Here is a 19,618-nt window from a genome sequence, read left to right on the forward strand (position 1 = left end):
GACCGTGGACGTCCCGGAGCCCCCCGACCGCCCGTCCCCCCCCCGCGGGGGGGGGTGCGTCCCGGGCAACCCACCACCCCCGGCGCTTGAGCCGCGCGGCCCGGTCCGCGGTGGGGGGCATGCCGGCTACCGGCCGCGCTCGCCCACCCTGCCCGCCGACCGGCCGCGCTCGCCCACCCTGCCCGCGGACTGGCCGCGCTCGCTCACCCTGCCCGCCGACCGGCCGCGCTCGGCCGCCCCGCCCGCGCGGAAATTCCCTCCGCCCGCGGCCCCGCGCGGGCTTACCATCGGTGCATGACCGGCGCCGGCGGCGTCCTCGTGAACCTGATCCTCTTCGCCGTGGTCTGCATCGCTCCCACGGTGCTGTTCTGGTGCGCCCTCCGTGTCCCCAGGCTGGTCCACCGGATCCGTGAGAAGCGCGCGAAGCCGCAACCCGAGGGGCCGCCGATCGAGCGCGTCGCCGCGGACCTGCGGCGGGTGCACCGGCTGCTGGCCGGCTACCCGTCCGGCACCCCGGCCGCGCGGCGGCTCGGCACCCGCCAGGCCTACGACGAGCTGCTCACCCAGGCGTGCCGCCAGGTGGACGTCCCGCACCGGCTCGCCGAGCTGCCCGAGGGCATGGACCGCGAGATCGAACGCCTGCGCGTCGAGGAGTCGCTGCGGGAGCGCGGCCTGGCCGTGCCCTGACTTGTACGGCCCGTGTACGCGTCCCCGGCACGCTCCCGGCATGCGATTCGTATTCGGCCTCGTGGCGCTGCTGCTGCTCGGCCTGACGACGACGGCCCAGGCCGCCGCGAACTTCCCCCGCCTCACCGGCGTCGACGCCTACCAGCTGACCCCCGGCGGCTCCTTCGCCACCTACAGCAGCCGGATCACCGCGCTCGACCGGAAACTCCCGCCGCGCGGGCTGGCGTCCGTGCTCGGCGACGCCAACCGCAAGGCCCGTCCGCTCTGCCACGGCACGTACCTCGCGGCCGCGCTGAAGCCCGCCGGGTTCTGCTGGGAGGACGCGAACGACGACCAGACCAACGACTGGATCCCGCAGGGCCTCACCGGCTCGGGCGACGCGGACCCGGCGACCGGGACGGCGGGCGGCAAGCGCGTCGTGGCGACGTCGTGGCACACGCCGGGCGACACGCTGGTCCGGCTGTCCTTTGTGGACGCGAGCGGCCTGGGCTACCGGCACGTGCTGCTCGTGGAACCGACGTCCGATACCGACTTCGCGGCCGTCGCCGGCCACGGGCACGGCATGACCTGGTCCGGCAACCTGCTGTTCGTCGCGACCACGGGCGGCCTGATCCGCGTGTTCGACACGACGCACTTCTGGAAGGTCGACGACAGCGCGGCCACGGTCGGCTTGGGCACCGACGGCAAGTACCACGCGGCGTACTACGACTACGCGATGCCGCAGATCGGCGCGTACTGGTACCCGGGCGGCGGAGCGTGCACGACGGCGACGGGTGCGCGCCCGTGCCTGTCGACGCTTTCCTTCGACCACAGCGATTCCACGTTCGTGACGGCCGAGCACGCGCCCGAAGCGGGCGGCCGCGTCCTGCGCTGGCCGTTCGACCCGGCGGCCGGCCGCCTCAAGACGTCGGCGGACGGCCTGGTGCACGCGGTCGAGGGGTTCTCGTCCCCGGTGTGGGGGATGCAGGGAGCGGTGTCACGGGACGGCTACTTCGTGCTGACGGGAGTCTGCCCGGAGTACGCGGGGGCGTCGGGTGACCACCCGTCGTGCCTGCACGGCGGAGTCGGCGGCGTATCGACGTCGAGACTGGCCGGCCAGGCCCCGGTGAACAGCCAGAACCTGTCGTACTGGCCGGCGACGGGCGAGCTGTGGCTGCTGAACGAGCAGCTCCGGGAGCGCGTGGTGGTCCACGTCCCGTGGACCACGCTCACCGGACGCCCCTGAAACGCGGAAGAACCCCGCCACCGGAGTGGCGGGGTTCTTCCGTTGTCCCGTACGGGAACTCAGTCCAGGTAGTCGCGCAGAACCTGCGACCGCGACGGGTGGCGCAGCTTCGACATCGTCTTCGACTCGATCTGCCGGATGCGCTCCCGGGTCACCCCGTACACCTGGCCGATCTCGTCGAGCGTGCGCGGCTGGCCGTCCGTGAGGCCGAAGCGCAGCCGGACCACGCCCGCCTCGCGCTCGGACAGCGTCTGCAGCACCGACTGGAGCTGGTCCTGCAGCAGCGTGAACGACACCGCGTCCACCGCGACGACCGCTTCGGAGTCTTCGATGAAGTCACCGAGCTGCGAGTCGCCCTCGTCGCCGATCGTCTGGTCGAGCGAGATCGGCTCACGCGCGTACTGCTGGATCTCGAGGACCTTCTCCGGGGAGATGTCCATCTCCTTGGCCAGCTCTTCCGGGGTCGGCTCGCGGCCGAGGTCCTGGAGCAGCTCACGCTGTATGCGGCCGAGCTTGTTGATGACCTCGACCATGTGCACCGGGATGCGGATGGTGCGGGCCTGGTCGGCCATCGCGCGGGTGATCGCCTGGCGGATCCACCACGTGGCGTACGTCGAGAACTTGTAGCCCTTGGTGTAGTCGAACTTCTCCACCGCGCGGATCAGGCCGAGGTTGCCCTCCTGGATCAGGTCCAGGAACGCCATGCCGCGGCCGGTGTAGCGCTTGGCCAGCGACACCACGAGCCGGAGGTTCGCCTCCAGCAGGTGGTTCTTGGCGCGCTCGCCGTCACGCACGATCCACTTGAGATCGCGGCGCATCTGGGTGACGAGCTTCTCGCCCTCCTCCTCGGCGGTGCGCACGCGCTCGGCGGCGTAGAGCCCGGCCTCGATCCGCTTGGCCAGCTCCACCTCCTCCTCCGCGTTCAGCAGCGCGACCTTGCCGATCTGCTTGAGGTAGGCGCGGACGGAGTCGGCGGACGCGGTGAGCTCGGCGTCCTTGCGCGCCTGACGCAGCGCCTCGGACTCCTCCTCGTCCCAGACGAAGTCCGGGTTGTCGGAGCTCTTGGCGGCCGCCGCCTTGTCGGCGGCAGCGCCGCGGCGACGCTGCGCCGGGGTCTCCTCGTCCGACTCGTCGTCGTCATCGTCGTCGTCGGCCGAGTCGGCGTCCGGCTCGTCGTTGACCGTCTCGTCGACGACGTCGACCTCGACCTCTTCCAGGTCCGACAGGTCGGGCGAGTCGAGTTCGGCCTCGTCGAGCTCGCCGGGACCGTCCGGCTCGCCGTCTTCGGTCTTCGCGCCCTTGGCCGCGGGCTTCTTGGCCGGGGCCTTCTTGGCCGGCGCCTTCTTGGCGGTGGTGGTCTTGCGCGCCGCTGGCTTCGCCGTCCCGGTGGCTGCCTCTTCGGCCGGCTCGCCGGCTGCGGTCGCGGTCTTCGTCCCGCCTCGGGTTGCGGTTCTTGCGGCTGCCACTTACGCCCTTTCGCAGCGGTCGATCATGACGAGCAACGGCACGGGTGCCACTGCTGCCTCACATTCGGGGATCACGCCTCGGCCTGCGGTTTTCGCCTCCGCAGCCGTGGGCCGTGTTCCATTGTAACGACGGTACGCGCATGCGTCGCGAAGCGATCACCCTCCGGCCCGGTTTCGGGCCGGATTCAGTGCTGGATGCCCTCCGCGGCGGCCGCCGCGGCACCCACGATCCCGGCGTTGTTCTGCAGCGTCGCGACCAGCACCGGAGTGCGGATGTCCAGCAGCGGCACCCATTTCTCGGCCTTCTTGCTGACCCCGCCGCCGACGATGAACAGGTCGGGCCAGATCAGGTTTTCGAGCACGGTCAGATAACGGTGCACGCGCTTGGCCCATTCGGGGTAGGAGAGCCCCTCGTTGTCCTTCACGGAGGCGGCCGCGCGCTTCTCCGCGTCGTGCCCGTCGATCTCCAGGTGGCCGAACTCGGTGTTCGGGACGAGCTTGCCGTCCTGGAACACCGCGCTGCCGATGCCGGTGCCGAAGGTGAGCAGCGCGGTGACGCCCCGGCGCGCGACCGGGTCGCCGAAGCGGATCTCGGCCATGCCCGCCGCGTCGGCGTCGTTGAGCATCGCGACCTGGTCGACGCTGCGGCCGAGCCGCTTGGCGAAGAGGGCGTCGGCGTCGGTGCCGATCCACTGCTTGTCGATGTTGGCGGCGGTGTGCGCGACGCCCTTCTTGACGACCGCCGGGAGCGTCACGCCGACCGGGCCGTCCCAGCCCGCCTGCGTGACGACGTCGTGGACGACGTCCGCCACCGCCGACGGGGTGGACGGCTTCGGCGTCTCGATCCGGATCCGGTCGCCGATGAGCTGTCCCTTGTCCAGGTCGACCAAGGCGCCCTTGATGCCGCTGCCGCCGATGTCGATGCCGAAACCTCGGCGGGTCGCCTCCACCACGGACGTGGTCCCTTCTCGCACGATTCAGAAGCCTGCCTCGGAGACTTTAACCGGATGTGGTGACATGTCGGACGTGGGAGTTGACGAGTCGTTGCTGAAAAGCGTCGCGGTGCAGGTCGCGACGGACGCCGCCGAGCTGGTCCGCGAGGCCTGGGAGGGGATGGCCCGGGGCCGGGCGGTGGACGTGGGCACCAAGTCCGCGGACACCGACGTCGTCACCGCGGTGGACCACGAGTCGGAGCGGCTCGTGCGCGATCGGCTGGCTTCGCTGCGGCCGGGCGAGCCGGTGCTGGGCGAAGAGGGCGGCGGCGCGGCCGGCGACGGCGTGACGTGGGTCGTCGACCCGATCGACGGGACGGTCAACTTCCTCTACGGCCTGCCCTGGTTCGCGGTGTCGGTGGCGGCGCAGGTCGGCGGCGAGTCGGTGGCCGGCGCGGTGGTGGAGCCGGCGAGCGGCCGAGTCTGGTCGGCGGCGCGTGGCCAGGGAGCGTTCCTCGGCGACCGCCGGCTGTCGGTGTCGGCCCCGGCGCGGCTGGAGCTGACGCTCGTCGGGACCGGTTTCGCGTACTCGGCCGAGCGCCGGACGCGCCAGTCGCGCTTCGCGGCGGAGCTGCTGGGCCGGGTCCGGGACATCCGCCGCAACGGGGCGGCATCGCTGGACCTGTGCGCGGTGGCGGCGGGCTGGCTGGACGCGTACGTGGAGCACGGCCTGCACCGCTGGGACTGGGCGGCGGGGGCCCTGATCGCCGCGGAGGCGGGCGCCCAGGTGCGGTTGCCGGGATCGGCCCCGGAGCTGGGCCCGGACGCGACGTACGCGGCGGCGCCGTCGATCGCGGACCCGCTGCGCAAGGTACTGGCCGACTGCGGCGCGGCGGAGGTCTGAGCGGACCCCGGTGCGGCCGAATTGTCGGTGCCCACCGGTAACGTGAAAACCGGGGGCGCCTCTACGCGCGCGGGTTGTGCCTCCTCGCGCCCCTCGCGGCGCCGCTGGTGAGGTGCCCTCCGCTCGCCGGAAGCTCTTGCGGTAGCCGTGTCTCGGCGCTCCTGGCCGTTCCGCCGTATCGGGGCCGGAACTTTCCAGCACCGCCCCGCGCGGGACCGGCTCAGCAGGCCACGTGGCGCCGCTCAACCGCCCCGCGGCGCCCGCTCAGCAGGCGACGTCGCGGGCGGACGCCAGCAGTGTCTGGTCAATGGCCGGAGCCTGCTCGTGGCGGCGCCTGTGGCATCGGCGCTCCGCTCGCCGAAAGCTGGTGGCGGCCGGTCTCTGCGCTGCCGGTCCGCCGCATCGGGAGCAGAACTTCCAGATCTGCCGCGCGCGGCAGATCTGCTCAGCAGGCGACGTCGCGGGCCGAGGCCAGCAGTGTCGGGTCGATGACCGGGGCCTTCGCGCCCGCGGACTGCTCGTTCGTGCCGCCGCCCTGGTGGGCCTTGGACCAGTCGGCTAGCTGCGTGAGGATCTGGCGGGCCTCCGCGCGCGGGCGGATGTCGCCGAACAGCGTGCCCGTCACCAGGTCGACGCTCGCGTCCTTGCGGTTGTCCTGGACCAGCTCGGCGCACGGGACCACCAGGCTGAGCGTGCGGGCCGCCGTGACGCCGTTCTCGCCGAAGCGGATCTGGCCGCGGCACTTGGCCGCGCGGCCCTCGTAGGCCGGGTCGTTGGCCGGGTCACCCGCTCCGGTGAACCCCAGCTCCTTGAGCGCGGTGGTCGTGATGCCGCCCTGGCCGCGGGTGCCCGAAGCGTTGAGCACCTTCACCGCGACCTTGTCCGGCGGCACCGGCGCGCGGTCGTCGAGTGCGTTGTGGGGGAGGGTGCTGAACGTGACGCCCGGCGGCGGGCTCGCGGCCGGGTCGCACTTCACGGCCTCGTCGACGTCGCCCTTGCCGACGGCCGCGTTGATCCAGACGACGATCGCGCCGAGCGCGAGCACACCGATGACGATCAGCGCCGGCAGCGGCTTGTGCTTGCGATACGGCCGCGCCCCACGGTCCCCGATGCCGTTCCCCGACGCCACCTGCCCGTCCCTTCCCGAACACCGAACCCGGCCGGTGCGAACCCGGCACCGTCGTGGCCGCTCAGCCTAGGCGCTGCGGCCGGCGCGCACCGTCCCGGGTCACCCGCCGGAACATCCGTGCCCGCTCGTCGCCGCGTGCCCCGCCCGCGGCCGATCCCCGTGCGGCGATCGCACCACGCCGGGGCCGGCCGGGGCAAGCGGACACGGGCCGCCGGTGAAGTTCTCCACCCGCGGGCAACCCGAATGGACGACACCGCGTCTTACCTGCGGGTTCCCCCTGTCGGGTGACGATTCCCCGGCAATGTCTGACTCGTTGCAGAACCGTCGCGGGCGTGAGCTACCCTTCCCGGGCTCCGGCCGCAGGAAGAGGCCCATAAAGAAGAGACCTCGGTCACTTCGGCCGTCGGGCACAAACAGAGGCCCTGGAACGTTGACCAGCGGCACGGCGGACTCACGGGCGCACCCGGGGGTCCGGGAAAACGACTACACAAGCTGATCGCAGGGGTGAGGGACACATGGCTACCGACTACGACGCTCCGCGCCGCAGCGAAGCCGACGAGCTGGCCGAAGACTCGTTGGAGGAGCTCAAGGCCCGGCGGAACGAGAACCAGTCCGGCGTCGTCGACGTCGACGAGGACGCGACCGCCGAGAACTTCGAGCTGCCGGGTGCCGACCTCTCCGGGCTTTCCGGTGAGGACATGACCGTGAAGGTGGTGCCGAAGCAGGCGGACGAGTTCACCTGCTCCGTGTGCTTCCTGGTGCACCACCGCAGCCGACTGGCCGAGGACAACGGCGGACGCCTGATCTGCCGCGACTGCGCCTGACCGCGCGGGATCTCGGACAGGGGTTCAGGGGACGAACAGACGCGACGGAGAGCCTCGAGGGCACCAAGGGGGAGGCTCGAAGCGCGCTGGGGACAAGGGGGCCGGCCGGCAGGCCGGCCCCCTTCCCATGTCTCGAGGGGGCGGAGCTCCGGGTCAGGCGCCCTTGACCAGCTCGGCGATGCGCTCGGGGTGCCGGGTGCTGAACAGCCAGTACGGCGTCGGGTCGGCCGGGTCGGTCAGCCGGATCCGCACGACCGGGCCCACCCAGCCGCGGTGCAGGACGTAGGCGGCGGGGTCGCCGTCGCGGCCCAGCGCCTTGCGCTTGGTCTCCTTGTCGAAGATCTCGACCTCGCCGGCGTAGCGCAGCGGCAGGTGCGCGTCGCCGACCCACAGCTCCGGCTCGTCACCGCCGGTGACGCGGACCTTGGACCGGCCGAGCGACAGCATCAGCCCGACGACGACCGGCAGCGCGATCACGTACGGCAGCCACGCCCGGACGCCCGGGTAGCCCATGTCGACCTCGGCCGCGAGCAGGATCGCGCCCAGCACCGGCAGCGGCCAGCCCCACCACGGGACGTACAGCCGTTCGGAGTGCCGGACCGCGGCACTCGGTGCCGTCTTCGCAGATTCACCCACGGGTAGAGAGTAATCTCGCCGCCCGTGTCCAGCGTTCAGGTACTCCTCTCCCGGCTCGACCCGGAAGTCCCGCTGCCCGCCTACGCCCGGCCGGGCGACGCGGGCGCCGATCTCGTCACGACCTCGGATATCGTGCTGAAACCCGGGGAACGCGGTGTCGTCGGCACCGGCGTCGCCATCGCCCTCCCGCCCGGGTACGCGGGGTTCGTCCACCCGCGGTCGGGCCTGGCCGCCCGGGTCGGCCTCTCGGTGGTGAACACGCCGGGCACGATCGACGCGGGCTACCGCGGGGAGATCAAGGTCTGCCTGATCAACCACGACCCGGTCCACCCGGTGGAGCTCGCGCGCGGAGACCGGATCGCGCAGCTCGTCGTGCAGCGGGTCGAGCACGCGGTGTTCGTCGAGGTCGCCGAGCTCGACACGACCGAGCGGGGCGACGGAGGCTACGGCTCCACGGGTGGACACGCCACACTGGGAGCACCGGCGCTCGCCGCGAGCGCCGGCACGGGGGAAGGAACGGAGAAGTAGTGGGGATTTTCGGACGCAAGCGGCGGACCGAGGGCGGGTCCGCCGGACGGCACGCCGCGCCCGAGGCCGACGACACGATCGAGGACGACGAGTACGACGAGGACGGGGAGCTCTCGGACGTCTCCGACGGCCCGTTCGACGTCGCGGACTTCGAGGACGACGGCGTCCCGCGGATCGACCTCGGCTCGGTGAAGGTGCCGGTGCCGGACGGTTCCCAGGTGCAGGTCGAGATGGACCCCGAGACGCAGGGCGTGCGCGCCGTGCACGTCGTCACCGAGCAGGGCCAGATCACGGTCAGCGCCTACGCCGCGCCGCGCTCGGGCGGGCTGTGGCGCGAGGTCAGCACCGAGCTGGCCGAGCAGCTGCGGGCCGACGGCGCGAAGGTCAACATCGGCCGCGGCGTGTGGGGCCTGGAGATCTCGGCCATCGTCGGTGACGTCTCGCTGCGCTTCGTCGGCGTCGACCGGCCGCGCTGGATGCTGCGCGGCGTCATCGCCGGGCCGCAGTCGGAGGCCGCGGCGGCGGTCGAGGTGCTGCGCGGGATCGTGCGGCGCACGATCGTCGACCGCGGTGACGCGCCGATGCCGGTCCGCACCCCGCTGACCATCACGCTGCCCGAGGCGGTCGCCGAGCACATCGCGGCCCAGCAGCAACAGGGCTGAGCACGTCCCATCTCAGGGGCACCTTCACGGCCGTGAAGGTGCCCCTGATGGCGTTTCGAGGGCCCGCAGGAAGGCGAGGACGGTCGCCCGGCCGAGGGACTCGCGGTCCGCGCCCAGCGCCGTGAGCGTCGTCTCGCCGAGGACGGCGCGGGGGAGTGCGTTGGCCCACTCCGATGCGACTTTCGTCGGGTGGATCGGGTCGTCGGTGCACGTGCCGATCCCGGCCGGGACGTCGAGGGCCGCCAGCTCGCCGAGCGTGGGGGACGGCCGGCCCGCGGCGACGCGCAGGCCGTCGGCCAGCCCGGCGCCGTGCCGGCGCCACGCCCGGTCCAGTTCGGCCCGCAGCCAGTCCGGGCTGCCCGCCGTCTGCGCCAGCGCCGCGTCGACCCCGGAGCCGGCCACCAGATCGGCGGACAGCGTCGCGGCCAGCGACGCGGGTGCTGAGCCCGGGACGCCGTTCCAGGCCGGGAGCGCGGCCAGCAGGCCCCCGCAACGCCCCGGGTTGGCGACCGCCCACTCCGCGGCGAGGTGGGCGCCGAACGAAATGCCGCCTACGAGCAGTTCGCCGTGTTCGTCCGCGAGCGCGTCGAGGGTGGCCAGGTACCCGTCCGCCAGCGCCGCACCGGGCGGCGGCGGTGGCGCGATGAGCGGGACACCGAGGGCGCGCAGCGGGCCGGCGAAGACCGCGCGGACGAACACCTCGTCCGAGCCGGTGCCGGGCAGGAGCACCGCGGCGGGAACTTCGATTGCGGACGTCACGTTGCGATCTTTGCGCAAAGGCGTTTCCCTGGCGGGGACCGCAGTACGCTGGAATCGCACGGGCCGCAAGCACTTATGTCGGGGGCCCCGGAGCACAGGAGCACCTATGTCCGCCAAAGACGGCGGCTACTTCAGCCGGTTGGTACGCAAGCTGACCAGCGACGTCGACGAGCTCGACGCCGACGAGATGTCCATGAGGTCCGGCGCCGAGGGCGCGCAGCGGGCCTGCGACTGCCGTTCCGGCGAAGAGGTCACCGTGATGGGGAGACTCCGCAGCGTGGAGCTCTGCCCGACGAACGAGGCCGCCACGCTGGAGGCGGAGCTGTTCGACGGGACACAGGGCGTGACGCTAATCTGGCTCGGCCGCCGCCGGATCCCGGGCATCGAGCCTGGCCGGACGATCAAGGTGCGCGGCCGGATGGCCGAGCGTGACGGCCAGAAGGTGCTGTACAACCCCTATTACGAGCTCCAGAGCCCAGTGAGTTGATCACCCATCGTGACTGAACCCGCCCCGAGCGAGAAGAAGACCGACGCGGAAGAAGAACCGCAGCCGACCCTGCTCGAGCAGATGGGCGGCGTGTCCGGCCTGATCTACTCGTCGGTGCCGGTGATCGTCTTCGTGCTGGCGAACGCGTTCTTCGGCCTGACCGCGGCCATCTGGACGTCGGTGGGCAGCGCGGTGGCGATCACCGTGCTGAGGGTGGTCCGCAAGGAGCCCCTCCAGCCGGCGATCTCCGGTTTCTTCGGCGTCGCGATCGCGGCGTTCATCGCCTACCGCACCGGGTCGGCGAAGGGGTTCTTCCTCTTCGGGATCTACGCGAGCCTGGTGTACTGCGGCGTGTTCGTGCTGTCGGTGCTGGTGCGCTGGCCGATCGCGGGCGTGGTGTGGAACGTGCTGAACGGCACGGGCCAGGCGTGGCGCAAGGACAAGCCGTCCCGCTACGGCTACGACATCGCGACGCTGGCGCTGGCACTGGTGTTCGCCGCCCGGTTCGTCGTCCAGCGGTGGCTGTACCAGGAGGACTACACCGGCTGGCTGGCCTTCGCGAAGATCGCGATGGGGTACCCGCTGTACGCGCTGGGGCTGCTGGTGGTGGTGTGGGCGGTGCGGCGGTCGGACAAGCGGCTGAAGGCGCTGGAGGAGACGACGCCGAAGCCGGAGTCGGACGCCGAGGTCGAAGCCCGGCTGCGCGAGAAGTACGCGGCCCCCGAAGCCTGAGTTTTCCCTTCGCCCTGATGTCTTGAATGACTCATTCAAGACCGCTGGCTGATGGGCTGAGGCCGGGTGCGCGGGGTGCTCGGACGACATGAACGAGTCATTCATGCGGTCGAAGGCCCGTCGGCGCCGGCGCGGGTATCACCCGGACCTCCGGCCGAAGTCCCCGAGGCCGACAACCCGCGCGCGTAGGGGCGCCCCCGATTTTCACGTTACCGGCGGGCACCGACAGTTTCGGCGGCCGTGGCTCGCCCGGCAGCGCGAGACCGAGCCCTGAGCCCGGTCGGCACCGACAGTTTCCGAGCCACGAGAAAGGCCCCCGGCGCACAAGCCGGGGGCCTTCTTCGTCGACTCAGTACCCCAACGCCGTCCGGATCTCCGGCTCGACATCCGCAGTGGCGACGAACAACAGCTCGTCCCCCGGCTCGAGCGGGTCCTCCGGCTGCGGCACGATCACCCGGTCGCCCCGCAGGATCGTCACCAAAGCCGCGTCGCGCGGCAGCGTCAGCTCGCTCACCGGCTTGCCCGCCAGCGGCGTCTCCGCCGGCAGCGTCAGCTCGACCAGGTTCGCGTTGCTCTGCCGGAACGTCATCAAGCGGACCAGGTCGCCGACGCTGACCGCCTCCTCGACCATCGCCGCGAGCATGCGGGGGGTCGAGACCGCCACGTCGACGCCCCACGCGTCGGTGAACAGCCACTCGTTCGCCGGGTTGTTCACCCGGGCCACCACGCGCCGGACCGCGAACTCCGTCTTCGCCAGCAGCGAGACGACCAGGTTCGCCTTGTCGTCGCCCGTCGCGGCGATCACGACGTCGCACTGCTCGATCCCGGACTCCTCCAGGATCGACACCTCGCACGCGTCCCCGAGCACCCAGTCGGCCTGCTCGACGGTGTGCGGCTCGAACTGGTCGGCCTCCCGCTCGATGAGCATGACCTGGTGCCTGCCGTCGATCAGCTCGTTGGCGATGGAACGCCCCACCGCGCCCGCACCGGCGATCGCGACCCTCATGCCTCGTCCTCCGGTTCGCGGTTGGCCACACTCGTCACGTCGCTGACGGTGCCGGAACGCGCGGCGACCCACACGTCGTCGCCGTCCTGGACCACGGTCTTGTTGTCGGGCAGCACCGGCGTGCCGAAGCGCATGATGAACGCCACCCGCGCGCCGGACGCCTCCTGCAGGGACTTCACCGAGTGCCCGACCCAGCCCTCGTGCAGCGGCAGCTGCAGCAGCGCGACGTTGCCCGACGGGTCCCGCCACGCCGACGCCACGCCGTCCGGCAGCAGCGTCCGCAGGAACCGGTCGGTGGTCCACGGCACGGTCGCCACCGTCGGGATGCCCAGCCGCTCGTACACGGCCGCCCGCTTGTGGTCGTAGATCCGCGCGACGACGTGCTCGATGCCGAAGTTCTCGCGGGCGACCCGCGCGGAGATGATGTTCGAGTTGTCGCCGCTGGACACCGCGGCGAACGCGCCGGCCCGCTCGATGCCCGCTTCGATCAGCACCTTGCGGTCGAACCCGACCCCGACGACCTGCTGGCCGTGGAAGTCGCTGCCGAGCCGCCGGAACGCCTGCTGGCTCTTGTCGATGACGGCCACCTCGTGGCCGAGCCGCTCCAGCGCAGCGGCCAGGGACGCGCCGACCCGGCCGCATCCCATGATCACCACGTGCACGCCCTGCCTCCTCATTCGGCGGTTACCCGTCCGTTGCTACCCCGACATGCCAGCGCCGAACCTACCGTGCCCCCCTGCGGTTAGGCTTCCGTGGTGTCGAAGTTCCCGACCGTGCTGAAACGCCTGGTCCTCGGACGCCCGTTCCGCAGTGACCGGCTGTCCCACACGCTGCTGCCCAAGCGCATCGCGCTGCCGATCTTCGCGTCCGACGCGCTCTCGAGCGTGGCGTACGCGCCCGAAGAGATCTTCCTGACGCTGAGCGTGGCGGGCCTGTCCGCCTACGCGCTGGCGCCGTGGATCGGCATCATGGTCGCCCTCGTCATGCTGGTCGTCGTCGCGTCCTACCGGCAGAACGTCCACGCCTACCCGAGCGGCGGCGGCGACTACGAGGTCGCCACCACCAACCTGGGCGGGAAGTTCGGGCTGACCGTGGCGAGTGCGCTGCTCGTCGACTACGTGCTGACCGTCGCGGTGTCCACTTCGTCCGGTGTGGCCAACATCGGGTCCGCCGTGCCGTGGGTGGCGCAGCACAAGGTGCTGGCCTCGGTCGTCATCGTCGTCGTGCTGACGTCGCTGAACCTGCGCGGCATCCGGGAGTCGGGGAAGGCCTTCGCGATCCCGACTTACGGGTTCATCCTGGGCATTCTGGTCATGGTCGTGTGGGGCCTGGTGCAGGCGGCGACCGGCACCGAGATGAAGGCCGAGAGCGCCGGGTTCACGCTGAACGCCGAGGGGACCTTCGCGGGCGTCGCGTACGCGTTCCTGGTGCTGCGGGCGTTCTCCTCGGGCGCCGCGGCGCTGACCGGGGTCGAGGCGATCAGCAACGGCGTCCCGGCGTTCCAGAAACCCAAGTCCAAGAACGCGGCCACCACGCTGCTGATGATGGGCCTGCTCGCGGTCACCATGCTGGTCGGCATCATCACGCTGGCCTCGATCACCGACGTCAAGTTCGCCGAGGACCCGGCGCGGCAGCTCGCCGGCGCGCCCGCGGGCTACGAGCAGAAGACGATCGTCGCGCAGATCGCGCACGCGGTGTTCGCCGACTTCCCGCCGGCGTTCTACTACATCTCCTTCTCCACCGGCATCATCCTGCTGCTGGCCGCGAACACCGCGTTCAACGGCTTCCCGGTGCTGGGCTCGATCCTCGCGCAGGACCGCTACCTGCCGCGGCAGCTGCACACCCGCGGCGACCGGCTCGCGTTCTCCAACGGGATCCTGTTCCTGGCGGCGTTCGCGCTGGTCCTGATCATCGCGTTCGACGCCGAGGTCACCCGGCTCATCCAGCTGTACATCGTGGGCGTGTTCGTGTCGTTCACGGTGAGCCAGGCCGGCATGATCCGGCACTGGAACCGGTTGCTGGCCAAGGAAACCGACCCCGGCGCACGGCGGCGGATGCGGCGCTCCCAGACGGTCAACGCGGTCGGCCTCACCTGCACCGGCGTCGTGCTGGTGATCGTGCTGATCACCAAGTTCCTGCTCGGCGCGTGGATCGCGATCGCCGCGATGGTGGCGATCTTCGTGCTGATGACGGCGATCCGGCGGCACTACGACCGCGTCGCCGACGAGCTGAAGGAGCTCGGCGACACCCCGACCGTGCTGCCCTCGCGCAACCACGCGATCGTCCTGGTGTCCAAGCTGCACCGCCCGACGCTGCGCGCGCTGGCCTACGCCAAGGCGATGCGCCCGGACGTCCTCGAAGCCGTGACGGTCAATGTGGACGATGCGGACACGCGAAGGCTCACCGCCGAGTGGGACGCCCACAACTTCAAGGTGCCGCTGAAGGTCGTCGAGTCGCCCTACCGCGAGATCACGAAGCCGGTCCTCGACTACGTGAAGCGGGTGCGCGGCGACAACCCGCGCAACGTCGTCACCGTGTTCATCCCGGAGTACGTGGTCGGGCACTGGTGGGAGCAGGTGCTGCACAACCAGAGCGCGCTGCGGCTCAAGGGGCGCCTGCTGTTCCAGTCCGGCGTGATCGTGGCGAGCGTGCCGTGGCAGCTGGAGTCGTCGGCCAAGGCGGCCGCGCGCGTCCGGAACGAACGGCCCGCGGCCGGTGACGTCCGCCGCGGCTTCTCGCCCAACGGCAAGCCGATCACGGCGCCGAAGCCCAAGGAGCCGGCCGAATGACGAGCTGGCTGGGCCGGGTCCTCGAGGTCGAGGTCGGCGCCGTGGCGCACGGCGGCCACTGCGTGGCGCGAGCCGAAGGTCGCGTCGTGTTCGTCCGGCACGCGCTGCCGGGCGAACAGGTGCGGGTCGAGGTCACCGAGGACAACGGCGGCTCGTTCTGCCGCGGCGACGCGATCGAGGTGCTCTCGGCGTCGGAGTTCCGGGTCGAGCCGCCGTGCCCGCTCGCGGTGCCGGGCGGCTGCGGCGGCTGCGACTGGCAGCACGCCGACCCGGACTACCAGCGCTCGCTGAAGGCGGCCGTGGTGGCGGAGCAGCTGCAGCGGCTGGCGGGCATCGAACGCGAGGTCGTCGTCGAGGCCCTGGACGGCGGGCCGCTGGACTGGCGCAGCCGCGTCCGGCTGGTCGCCGACGGGGAAGGGCGAGCGGGACTGCGCGCGCACCACAGCCACCGGGTCGTCGCCCTGGAGGACTGCCCGATCGCGGTCCCCGGCGAGCTCGACGACGTCCTGGCGCGGCGCTGGCGGCCGGGCAGTGAGCTGGAGGTCACCAGCGACGGCGACGGCGGCGTGCACGTCCGCGAGCTGTCGACGGTGCGCGGCAAGGTCCGGGCGCGGCAGCTGGCCGGCGGGGTGGCGGTGCAGCACGCGGCGGGCCGCGACTGGCACCTCGACGCGCACGGCTTCTGGCAGGTCCACCCGGACGCGGCGTCGACGCTGGCGGCGGTCGTGGGGGAGTGGGCGGAGGCCCCGTCCGGCGGCACGGCCTGGGACCTCTACGCCGGGGTCGGGCTGTTCGCGTCGGTGCTGGCCTCGCAGGTCGGCCCGGCGGGCCGGGTGCTGGCGGTCGAGTCCGGCCGGCGCGCGGTCGCCGACGGCGAGAAGAACCTGGCCGACCTGCCGCAGGTGTCCTGGCAGGCCGGGCGGGTGGAGCACGCGCTGGCCTCGGCCGAGAAGCCGGTGGACGTCGTGGTGCTGGACCCGCCGCGCAAGGGCGCGGGCAAGGCGGTGGTGGAGTCGATCGTCGCGGGTTCACCCGATCGGATCGTCTACGTGGCGTGCGACCCCGCGGCACTGGCCCGTGACCTGGCGACTTTCGCTTCGCACGGCTACGGCTTGACCGATCTGCGGGCGTTCGACGCCTTCCCGATGACCCACCACGTGGAGTGCGTGGCGCTGCTGTCGTGAGTTTTTGTCGGTGGTGATCGTCACACTGCTCGCATGACTCCACTCGACGACTTCGATCTGGCGGCTTCGACGGTGACCGGCCTGGTGTCCGGCATCGAGTCCTGGGACGCGCCCACGGCGTGCACGGACTGGGACGTGCGTGCCGTGGTGAACCACTTGGCGCACGGCAACGCGAAGGTGGCGTTCTGGGCGGGGATGGGTCCACCGGCGCCGGAGGGGGACTACCTGGGATCCGCGCCGGTCGAGGCGTTCGCCGCTTCGGTGGCGGCGGCCCGGGCGGTGCTGGCTTCGCCCGGGTTGTTCGAGCGGAAGGTGACGACCCCGCTCGGCGAGGTGCCGGGGGTGTTCCTGGTGCACATGCGGGTCAACGAGTACGTGGTCCACGGCTGGGACATCGCCGACGCGACGGGCGCTTCGACGGACCTGCTGCCCGAGCTGGCGGCGCGGGCGCTGGAGCAGTGGCGGGCGCGGTTCGGGGACACGCCGCGGCAGCCGGGCGGGCCGTTCGGGCCCGAAACGGCGGCGCCGCCCGGCGCCACGGCGGCGGACCGGCTGGCGGCGTTCCTCGGCCGGAAGGCGGTGAACGCCTAGCGCTGGGTGAAGAAGTCCCGCGCCGGCCGGGGCACCCACGCCAGGACGACGACGGCGAGCTGCGCGGCGGCGATCACCGGGATGACGGCGTGGAACATCGGCGACGACGACCACGAGACGAAGCCGAAGACCACCGAAAGCAGCTGGGAGACGATCGCGAGCCGGCGCGTCCACGGCCGGCCCGAGGCCAGCTTGACGACCAGGAGGGCACAAAGCACGAGCAGCAGGCCGTGGAAGACGGCGCCGGAGACCACGGCGATGTCGGCCGACCGCGCGACCTCGGCGGCGCCGAAGTCCGGGTGCTGGGCGGTGATCCCGTCTCGCAGCGCGTCCTCACGCGCGGCCATGACGATCGCGATGACGAGGTGACCGAGGCCGACGAGGGCCAGCAGGGCCCGGGCGGCCTGGACGGGCTTCGGCACGCTCTGCGTCCGGGTGGTCGCGTCCACGGTCAGTCCTCCTTCGTGCGGGCTCGCTGCCAGCGCGGGCCGGCCGGTGGGGCGGGGGTGTCGCCGCGGCGGGCCCAGGCTTCGTTGAGGCGGGTGATCAGGACGCGCGCGGCGGTGACGTCCTCGGCCGGCCAGTCGGCGATGACCTGCGCGAACACCGCGGCGCCGGCGTCGACGGTGGCGTCGATCTCGGCCTGGCCGGCCGGGGCGACCCGCACGAGGAACGTGCGCGAGTCGGCCGGATCCGCCTCGACGGCGACGTGGCCGTCCCGCTCGAGCGCGGTGAGGTGCCGGCTGGTCGCGGACGCGGTGAGGCCGAGCTCCGCGGCGATGTCGCGCGGCCGCAGCGGGCCCCGGGCCGAGAGGAGCCCGAGCACGCGGACGCGGGTCAGGTCGATCCGCCGCGAAATCCGCCGGTGTCCCTGGTCGATGAGCTCCATGACGGCCCGGGCCAGCTCGGCGTCTTCATTTCGTTGCGGCATGAAACGACTTTACCGCGCGAGCGCCCGGCTGGGTACCGCTCGGAGCCGAGGGGTTCAGGCTGCCCGGCGCACGGCGAACGCCGCCGCCAGCCCGGCGGCCGTCATCGCGATGCCCGACGCCAGCAGCACCCACGCCCCGGCGCCGGGCACCACCCGCGCCGCCGGCTGGATGCGCGTCACGCCCGGGAGCGTCACCACCAGGTGCCGCAGGACCACGCCCGTCACCACCAGCCCCGGCAGGGACGCCATCGCCAGGGGCTCGTCCTGGCGGCGCGCGAACGCCAGGTACGCCAGCGTGCCCGCGATCAGGACCGCCGCCGCGCAGACCAGGCGCAGGCCGAGATCCAGCTCGGGGTCCGGCGTGCCCGGGGGCAGCACCCCCGGGTAGTCCGCCGTGCGCAGGGTCAGCCCGGCGATCACGCCGAGGCCGGCGATCCCCGTCGCCACCGCTCGTGGCCCCCGCCAAGCTCGCGTCACGCACGCAGCATAAAACGCGGAAACTCCCTTTCCGACCGCGTTTCCGGCGCTGGGCCGTTCGGTGGATCCCGATCGGGCGACGGCTCAGCCGGCGAACCAGCGCTGCGGTGCCGGCCGGAGGTTCTGGTAGATGTGCTTGACCTCGGTGTACTCGCCCAGGCCCGTCGGCCCCAGCTCGCGGCCGAACCCGGACTGCTTGTAGCCGCCCCACTCGGCCTGCGGCAGGTACGGGTGGAAGTCGTTGATCCAGATCGTCCCGTGGCGCAGCCTCCCGGCCACCCGCTGCGCCCGCGACGCGTCCTGCGTGAACACCGCCCCGGCCAGGCCGTAGTGGGTGTCGTTGGCGATGCGGACGGCGTCGTCCTCGTCGGTGAACGTCTCGACCGTCAGCACCGGCCCGAACGACTCCTCGACCACCGCCGACGAGCCCTGTTTCACCTGGTCCAGGATCGTCGGCAGGTAGTAGAAGCCGTCGGCCAGGGCCGGGTCTTCGGGCCGGCGCCCGCCGGTCCGCAGCACCGCGCCCTCGGCCAGCGCCGCCGCCACGTACGCCTCGACCTTCTCCCGGTGGGCCGCCGAGATCAGCGGTCCCGTCTCGGCGTGCGGGTCGAACGGGCCGCCCAGCCGGATCCGCTCGGCGCGGCGCACCAGCTCGTCGACGAACTCGTCGTGCCACTCCCGCTGCACGATCAGCCGCGTGCCCGCCGAGCACACCTGGCCTGAGTGCAGGAACACCGCGGTCAGCGCGTAGTCGACCGCCGTCTCGAAGTCGGCGTCGGCGAACACCACGTTCGGGTTCTTCCCGCCCAGCTCCAGGGCCACTTTCTTGACCGTCCCGGCGGCCGCGGCCGCGATCACCTTGCCGGTCGCCAGGCCGCCGGTGAACGACACGAGGTCGACGTCCGGGTGCGCCGCCAGCGGCGCGCCCACCTCGGCGCCCGCGCCCAGCACCAGGTTCGCGACGCCGGGTGGCAGGCCCGCCTCGGTCAGCAGCTTCATGAACAGGATCGCGGTGTGCGGCGTCAGCTCGCTGGGCTTGAGCACGAACGTGTTGCCCGCCGCCAGGGCCGGCGCGATCTTCCACACGGTCTGCAGCAGCGGGTAGTTCCACGGCGTGATCAGCCCGCAGACGCCGACCGGCTCGTGCACGATCCGGCTGATCGCGTCCGGGTTGCCGGTGTCGACGACGCGCCCGGCGTCCTGGGCCGCGAGCTTGCCGAAGTAGCGCAGGCAGGCGGCGATGTCGGCCATGTCGTAGCGGCTCTCGACCAGCCGCTTGCCGGTGTCGAGCGACTCCGCGCGGGCGAACGCCTCCGCGTCGCGGTCCAGCAGGTCCGCGGTGCGCAGCAGCAGGTCGCCGCGCAGGTGGGCGGGCGTGCTGGGCCACGGTCCGCTGTCGAACGCCCGGCGCGCCGCCGCGATGGCGGCCTCGGTGTCCGCGGCGGTGCCTTCGGCGACCGTCGCGACCGGGGAGCCGTCGGCCGGGCAGCGGATCTCCCGGCGCCCGCCGCCGATCGCGTCCACCCAGTCGCCGCCGATGAAGAAGTCCGCCATGGAACCCATTCTCGTGGCCACGCCGCGTGACCGCCACAGCACTGCGGGGAGACGAGGTTCACCTCAGGAGATGACGGGTGCTCGCGCTCCGCCTGTGACGCCGGACGCGGCGGGC

General features: G+C 72.2%; 22 protein-coding genes. 11 read left to right on the forward strand and 11 right to left on the reverse strand.

Annotated features, from left to right (window positions below; genetic code table 11):
* The first annotated feature begins 294 nt into the window (after nt 1-294).
* The gene (locus ACIRSS_RS02405) at nt 295-687 is read left to right on the forward strand and encodes a hypothetical protein (protein ID WP_400889707.1); all 393 of its coding nucleotides are present in this window, start codon (nt 295-297) and stop codon (nt 685-687) included.
* A 40-nt stretch (nt 688-727) separates the two neighbouring features.
* Nucleotides 728-1,912, forward strand: coding sequence for a hypothetical protein (locus tag ACIRSS_RS02410; protein ID WP_400889709.1), 1,185 nt, complete (start codon nt 728-730; stop codon nt 1,910-1,912).
* Between the two features lie 59 nt (nt 1,913-1,971).
* Here ACIRSS_RS02410 and ACIRSS_RS02415 read toward each other — a convergent pair whose 3' ends face one another.
* Nucleotides 1,972-3,378, reverse strand: coding sequence for an RNA polymerase sigma factor (locus tag ACIRSS_RS02415; RefSeq protein ID WP_400889711.1), 1,407 nt, complete (start codon nt 3,376-3,378; stop codon nt 1,972-1,974).
* 185 nt (nt 3,379-3,563) lie between these two features.
* Nucleotides 3,564-4,331, reverse strand: coding sequence for a polyphosphate--glucose phosphotransferase (gene ppgK / locus ACIRSS_RS02420; protein ID WP_400893346.1), 768 nt, complete (start codon nt 4,329-4,331; stop codon nt 3,564-3,566).
* A 64-nt stretch (nt 4,332-4,395) separates the two neighbouring features.
* On the opposite strand from ppgK, the gene ACIRSS_RS02425 reads away from it, so the two are divergent.
* A complete protein-coding gene (locus tag ACIRSS_RS02425; RefSeq protein WP_400889713.1) occupies nt 4,396-5,214 on the forward strand; it encodes an inositol monophosphatase family protein in 819 nt (272 codons plus the stop codon).
* 445 nt (nt 5,215-5,659) lie between these two features.
* Here the strand turns inward: ACIRSS_RS02425 and cei are convergent, their stop codons facing one another.
* Nucleotides 5,660-6,343: an envelope integrity protein Cei gene (cei, locus tag ACIRSS_RS02430; protein WP_400889715.1), complete on the reverse strand. Its 684-nt coding sequence runs from the start codon at nt 6,341-6,343 to the stop codon at nt 5,660-5,662.
* Between the two features lie 515 nt (nt 6,344-6,858).
* Here cei and ACIRSS_RS02435 point away from each other — a divergent pair.
* The gene (locus ACIRSS_RS02435) at nt 6,859-7,167 is read left to right on the forward strand and encodes a DUF4193 domain-containing protein (RefSeq protein ID WP_013224476.1); all 309 of its coding nucleotides are present in this window, start codon (nt 6,859-6,861) and stop codon (nt 7,165-7,167) included.
* A 153-nt stretch (nt 7,168-7,320) separates the two neighbouring features.
* Here the strand turns inward: ACIRSS_RS02435 and ACIRSS_RS02440 are convergent, their stop codons facing one another.
* On the reverse strand, nt 7,321-7,803 hold the full coding sequence (locus tag ACIRSS_RS02440) for a DUF3093 domain-containing protein (RefSeq protein ID WP_400889717.1): 483 nt from the start codon (nt 7,801-7,803) through the stop codon (nt 7,321-7,323).
* 24 nt (nt 7,804-7,827) lie between these two features.
* On the opposite strand from ACIRSS_RS02440, the gene dut reads away from it, so the two are divergent.
* Both dut and ACIRSS_RS02450 read left to right on the forward strand, forming a co-directional pair.
* A complete protein-coding gene (gene dut / locus ACIRSS_RS02445; protein ID WP_400889719.1) occupies nt 7,828-8,331 on the forward strand; it encodes a dUTP diphosphatase in 504 nt (167 codons plus the stop codon).
* On the forward strand, nt 8,331-8,993 hold the full coding sequence (locus tag ACIRSS_RS02450) for a DUF3710 domain-containing protein (RefSeq protein ID WP_400889721.1): 663 nt from the start codon (nt 8,331-8,333) through the stop codon (nt 8,991-8,993). The genes dut and ACIRSS_RS02450 overlap by 1 nt, the downstream gene beginning before the upstream one ends.
* A 24-nt stretch (nt 8,994-9,017) precedes the next feature.
* Here the strand turns inward: ACIRSS_RS02450 and ACIRSS_RS02455 are convergent, their stop codons facing one another.
* Complete coding sequence (locus tag ACIRSS_RS02455; RefSeq protein ID WP_400893348.1) at nt 9,018-9,722, reverse strand: alpha/beta fold hydrolase; 705 nt, start codon at nt 9,720-9,722, stop codon at nt 9,018-9,020.
* Between the two features lie 136 nt (nt 9,723-9,858).
* On the opposite strand from ACIRSS_RS02455, the gene ACIRSS_RS02460 reads away from it, so the two are divergent.
* Both ACIRSS_RS02460 and ACIRSS_RS02465 read left to right on the forward strand, forming a co-directional pair.
* Nucleotides 9,859-10,239: an OB-fold nucleic acid binding domain-containing protein gene (locus tag ACIRSS_RS02460; RefSeq protein WP_072480405.1), complete on the forward strand. Its 381-nt coding sequence runs from the start codon at nt 9,859-9,861 to the stop codon at nt 10,237-10,239.
* Between the two features lie 9 nt (nt 10,240-10,248).
* Complete coding sequence (locus ACIRSS_RS02465; protein WP_400889723.1) at nt 10,249-10,971, forward strand: DUF3159 domain-containing protein; 723 nt, start codon at nt 10,249-10,251, stop codon at nt 10,969-10,971.
* A gap of 349 nt (nt 10,972-11,320) precedes the next feature.
* On the opposite strand, the gene ACIRSS_RS02470 is transcribed toward ACIRSS_RS02465, so the two are convergent.
* Complete coding sequence (locus ACIRSS_RS02470; protein WP_372668168.1) at nt 11,321-11,977, reverse strand: TrkA family potassium uptake protein; 657 nt, start codon at nt 11,975-11,977, stop codon at nt 11,321-11,323.
* Nucleotides 11,974-12,639, reverse strand: coding sequence for a potassium channel family protein (locus ACIRSS_RS02475; RefSeq protein ID WP_400889725.1), 666 nt, complete (start codon nt 12,637-12,639; stop codon nt 11,974-11,976). Before ACIRSS_RS02475 ends, ACIRSS_RS02470 begins: the two co-directional genes overlap by 4 nt.
* A 93-nt stretch (nt 12,640-12,732) precedes the next feature.
* Here ACIRSS_RS02475 and ACIRSS_RS02480 point away from each other — a divergent pair, with 93 nt between their 5' ends.
* Genes ACIRSS_RS02480 through ACIRSS_RS02490 form a run of 3 tightly spaced genes read left to right on the forward strand, consistent with a single transcriptional unit; the run spans nt 12,733 to nt 16,541 of the window.
* Nucleotides 12,733-14,766, forward strand: a complete 2,034-nt coding sequence (locus tag ACIRSS_RS02480; RefSeq protein ID WP_400889727.1) for an APC family permease — start codon at nt 12,733-12,735, stop codon at nt 14,764-14,766.
* Nucleotides 14,763-15,950 (forward strand): class I SAM-dependent RNA methyltransferase, encoded by a 1,188-nt coding sequence (locus tag ACIRSS_RS02485; protein ID WP_400889729.1) that lies wholly within the window; start codon nt 14,763-14,765, stop codon nt 15,948-15,950. Before ACIRSS_RS02480 ends, ACIRSS_RS02485 begins: the two co-directional genes overlap by 4 nt.
* A gap of 33 nt (nt 15,951-15,983) precedes the next feature.
* On the forward strand, nt 15,984-16,541 hold the full coding sequence (locus tag ACIRSS_RS02490; RefSeq protein ID WP_400889731.1) for a TIGR03086 family metal-binding protein: 558 nt from the start codon (nt 15,984-15,986) through the stop codon (nt 16,539-16,541).
* Here the strand turns inward: ACIRSS_RS02490 and ACIRSS_RS02495 are convergent.
* The 4 genes from ACIRSS_RS02495 to ACIRSS_RS02510 all read right to left on the reverse strand — a co-directional run bounded on the left by ACIRSS_RS02495 (nt 16,538) and on the right by ACIRSS_RS02510 (nt 19,503).
* A complete protein-coding gene (locus ACIRSS_RS02495; protein WP_400889733.1) occupies nt 16,538-16,990 on the reverse strand; it encodes a hypothetical protein in 453 nt (150 codons plus the stop codon). The two genes, ACIRSS_RS02490 and ACIRSS_RS02495, sit on opposite strands and share 4 nt — an antisense overlap.
* A gap of 2 nt (nt 16,991-16,992) precedes the next feature.
* Nucleotides 16,993-17,472, reverse strand: a complete 480-nt coding sequence (locus tag ACIRSS_RS02500) for a MarR family winged helix-turn-helix transcriptional regulator (protein ID WP_400889735.1) — start codon at nt 17,470-17,472, stop codon at nt 16,993-16,995.
* Nucleotides 17,473-17,526: 54 nt separating this feature from the next.
* Nucleotides 17,527-17,949, reverse strand: a complete 423-nt coding sequence (locus tag ACIRSS_RS02505; RefSeq protein WP_400889737.1) for a hypothetical protein — start codon at nt 17,947-17,949, stop codon at nt 17,527-17,529.
* Between the two features lie 84 nt (nt 17,950-18,033).
* Nucleotides 18,034-19,503: an aldehyde dehydrogenase family protein gene (locus tag ACIRSS_RS02510; RefSeq protein WP_400889739.1), complete on the reverse strand. Its 1,470-nt coding sequence runs from the start codon at nt 19,501-19,503 to the stop codon at nt 18,034-18,036.
* Between the last annotated feature and the right edge of the window lie 115 nt (nt 19,504-19,618).

The organism is Amycolatopsis sp. NPDC101161 (genome assembly GCF_044768185.1).
Taxonomy (GTDB): Bacteria; Actinomycetota; Actinomycetes; order Mycobacteriales; family Pseudonocardiaceae; genus Amycolatopsis.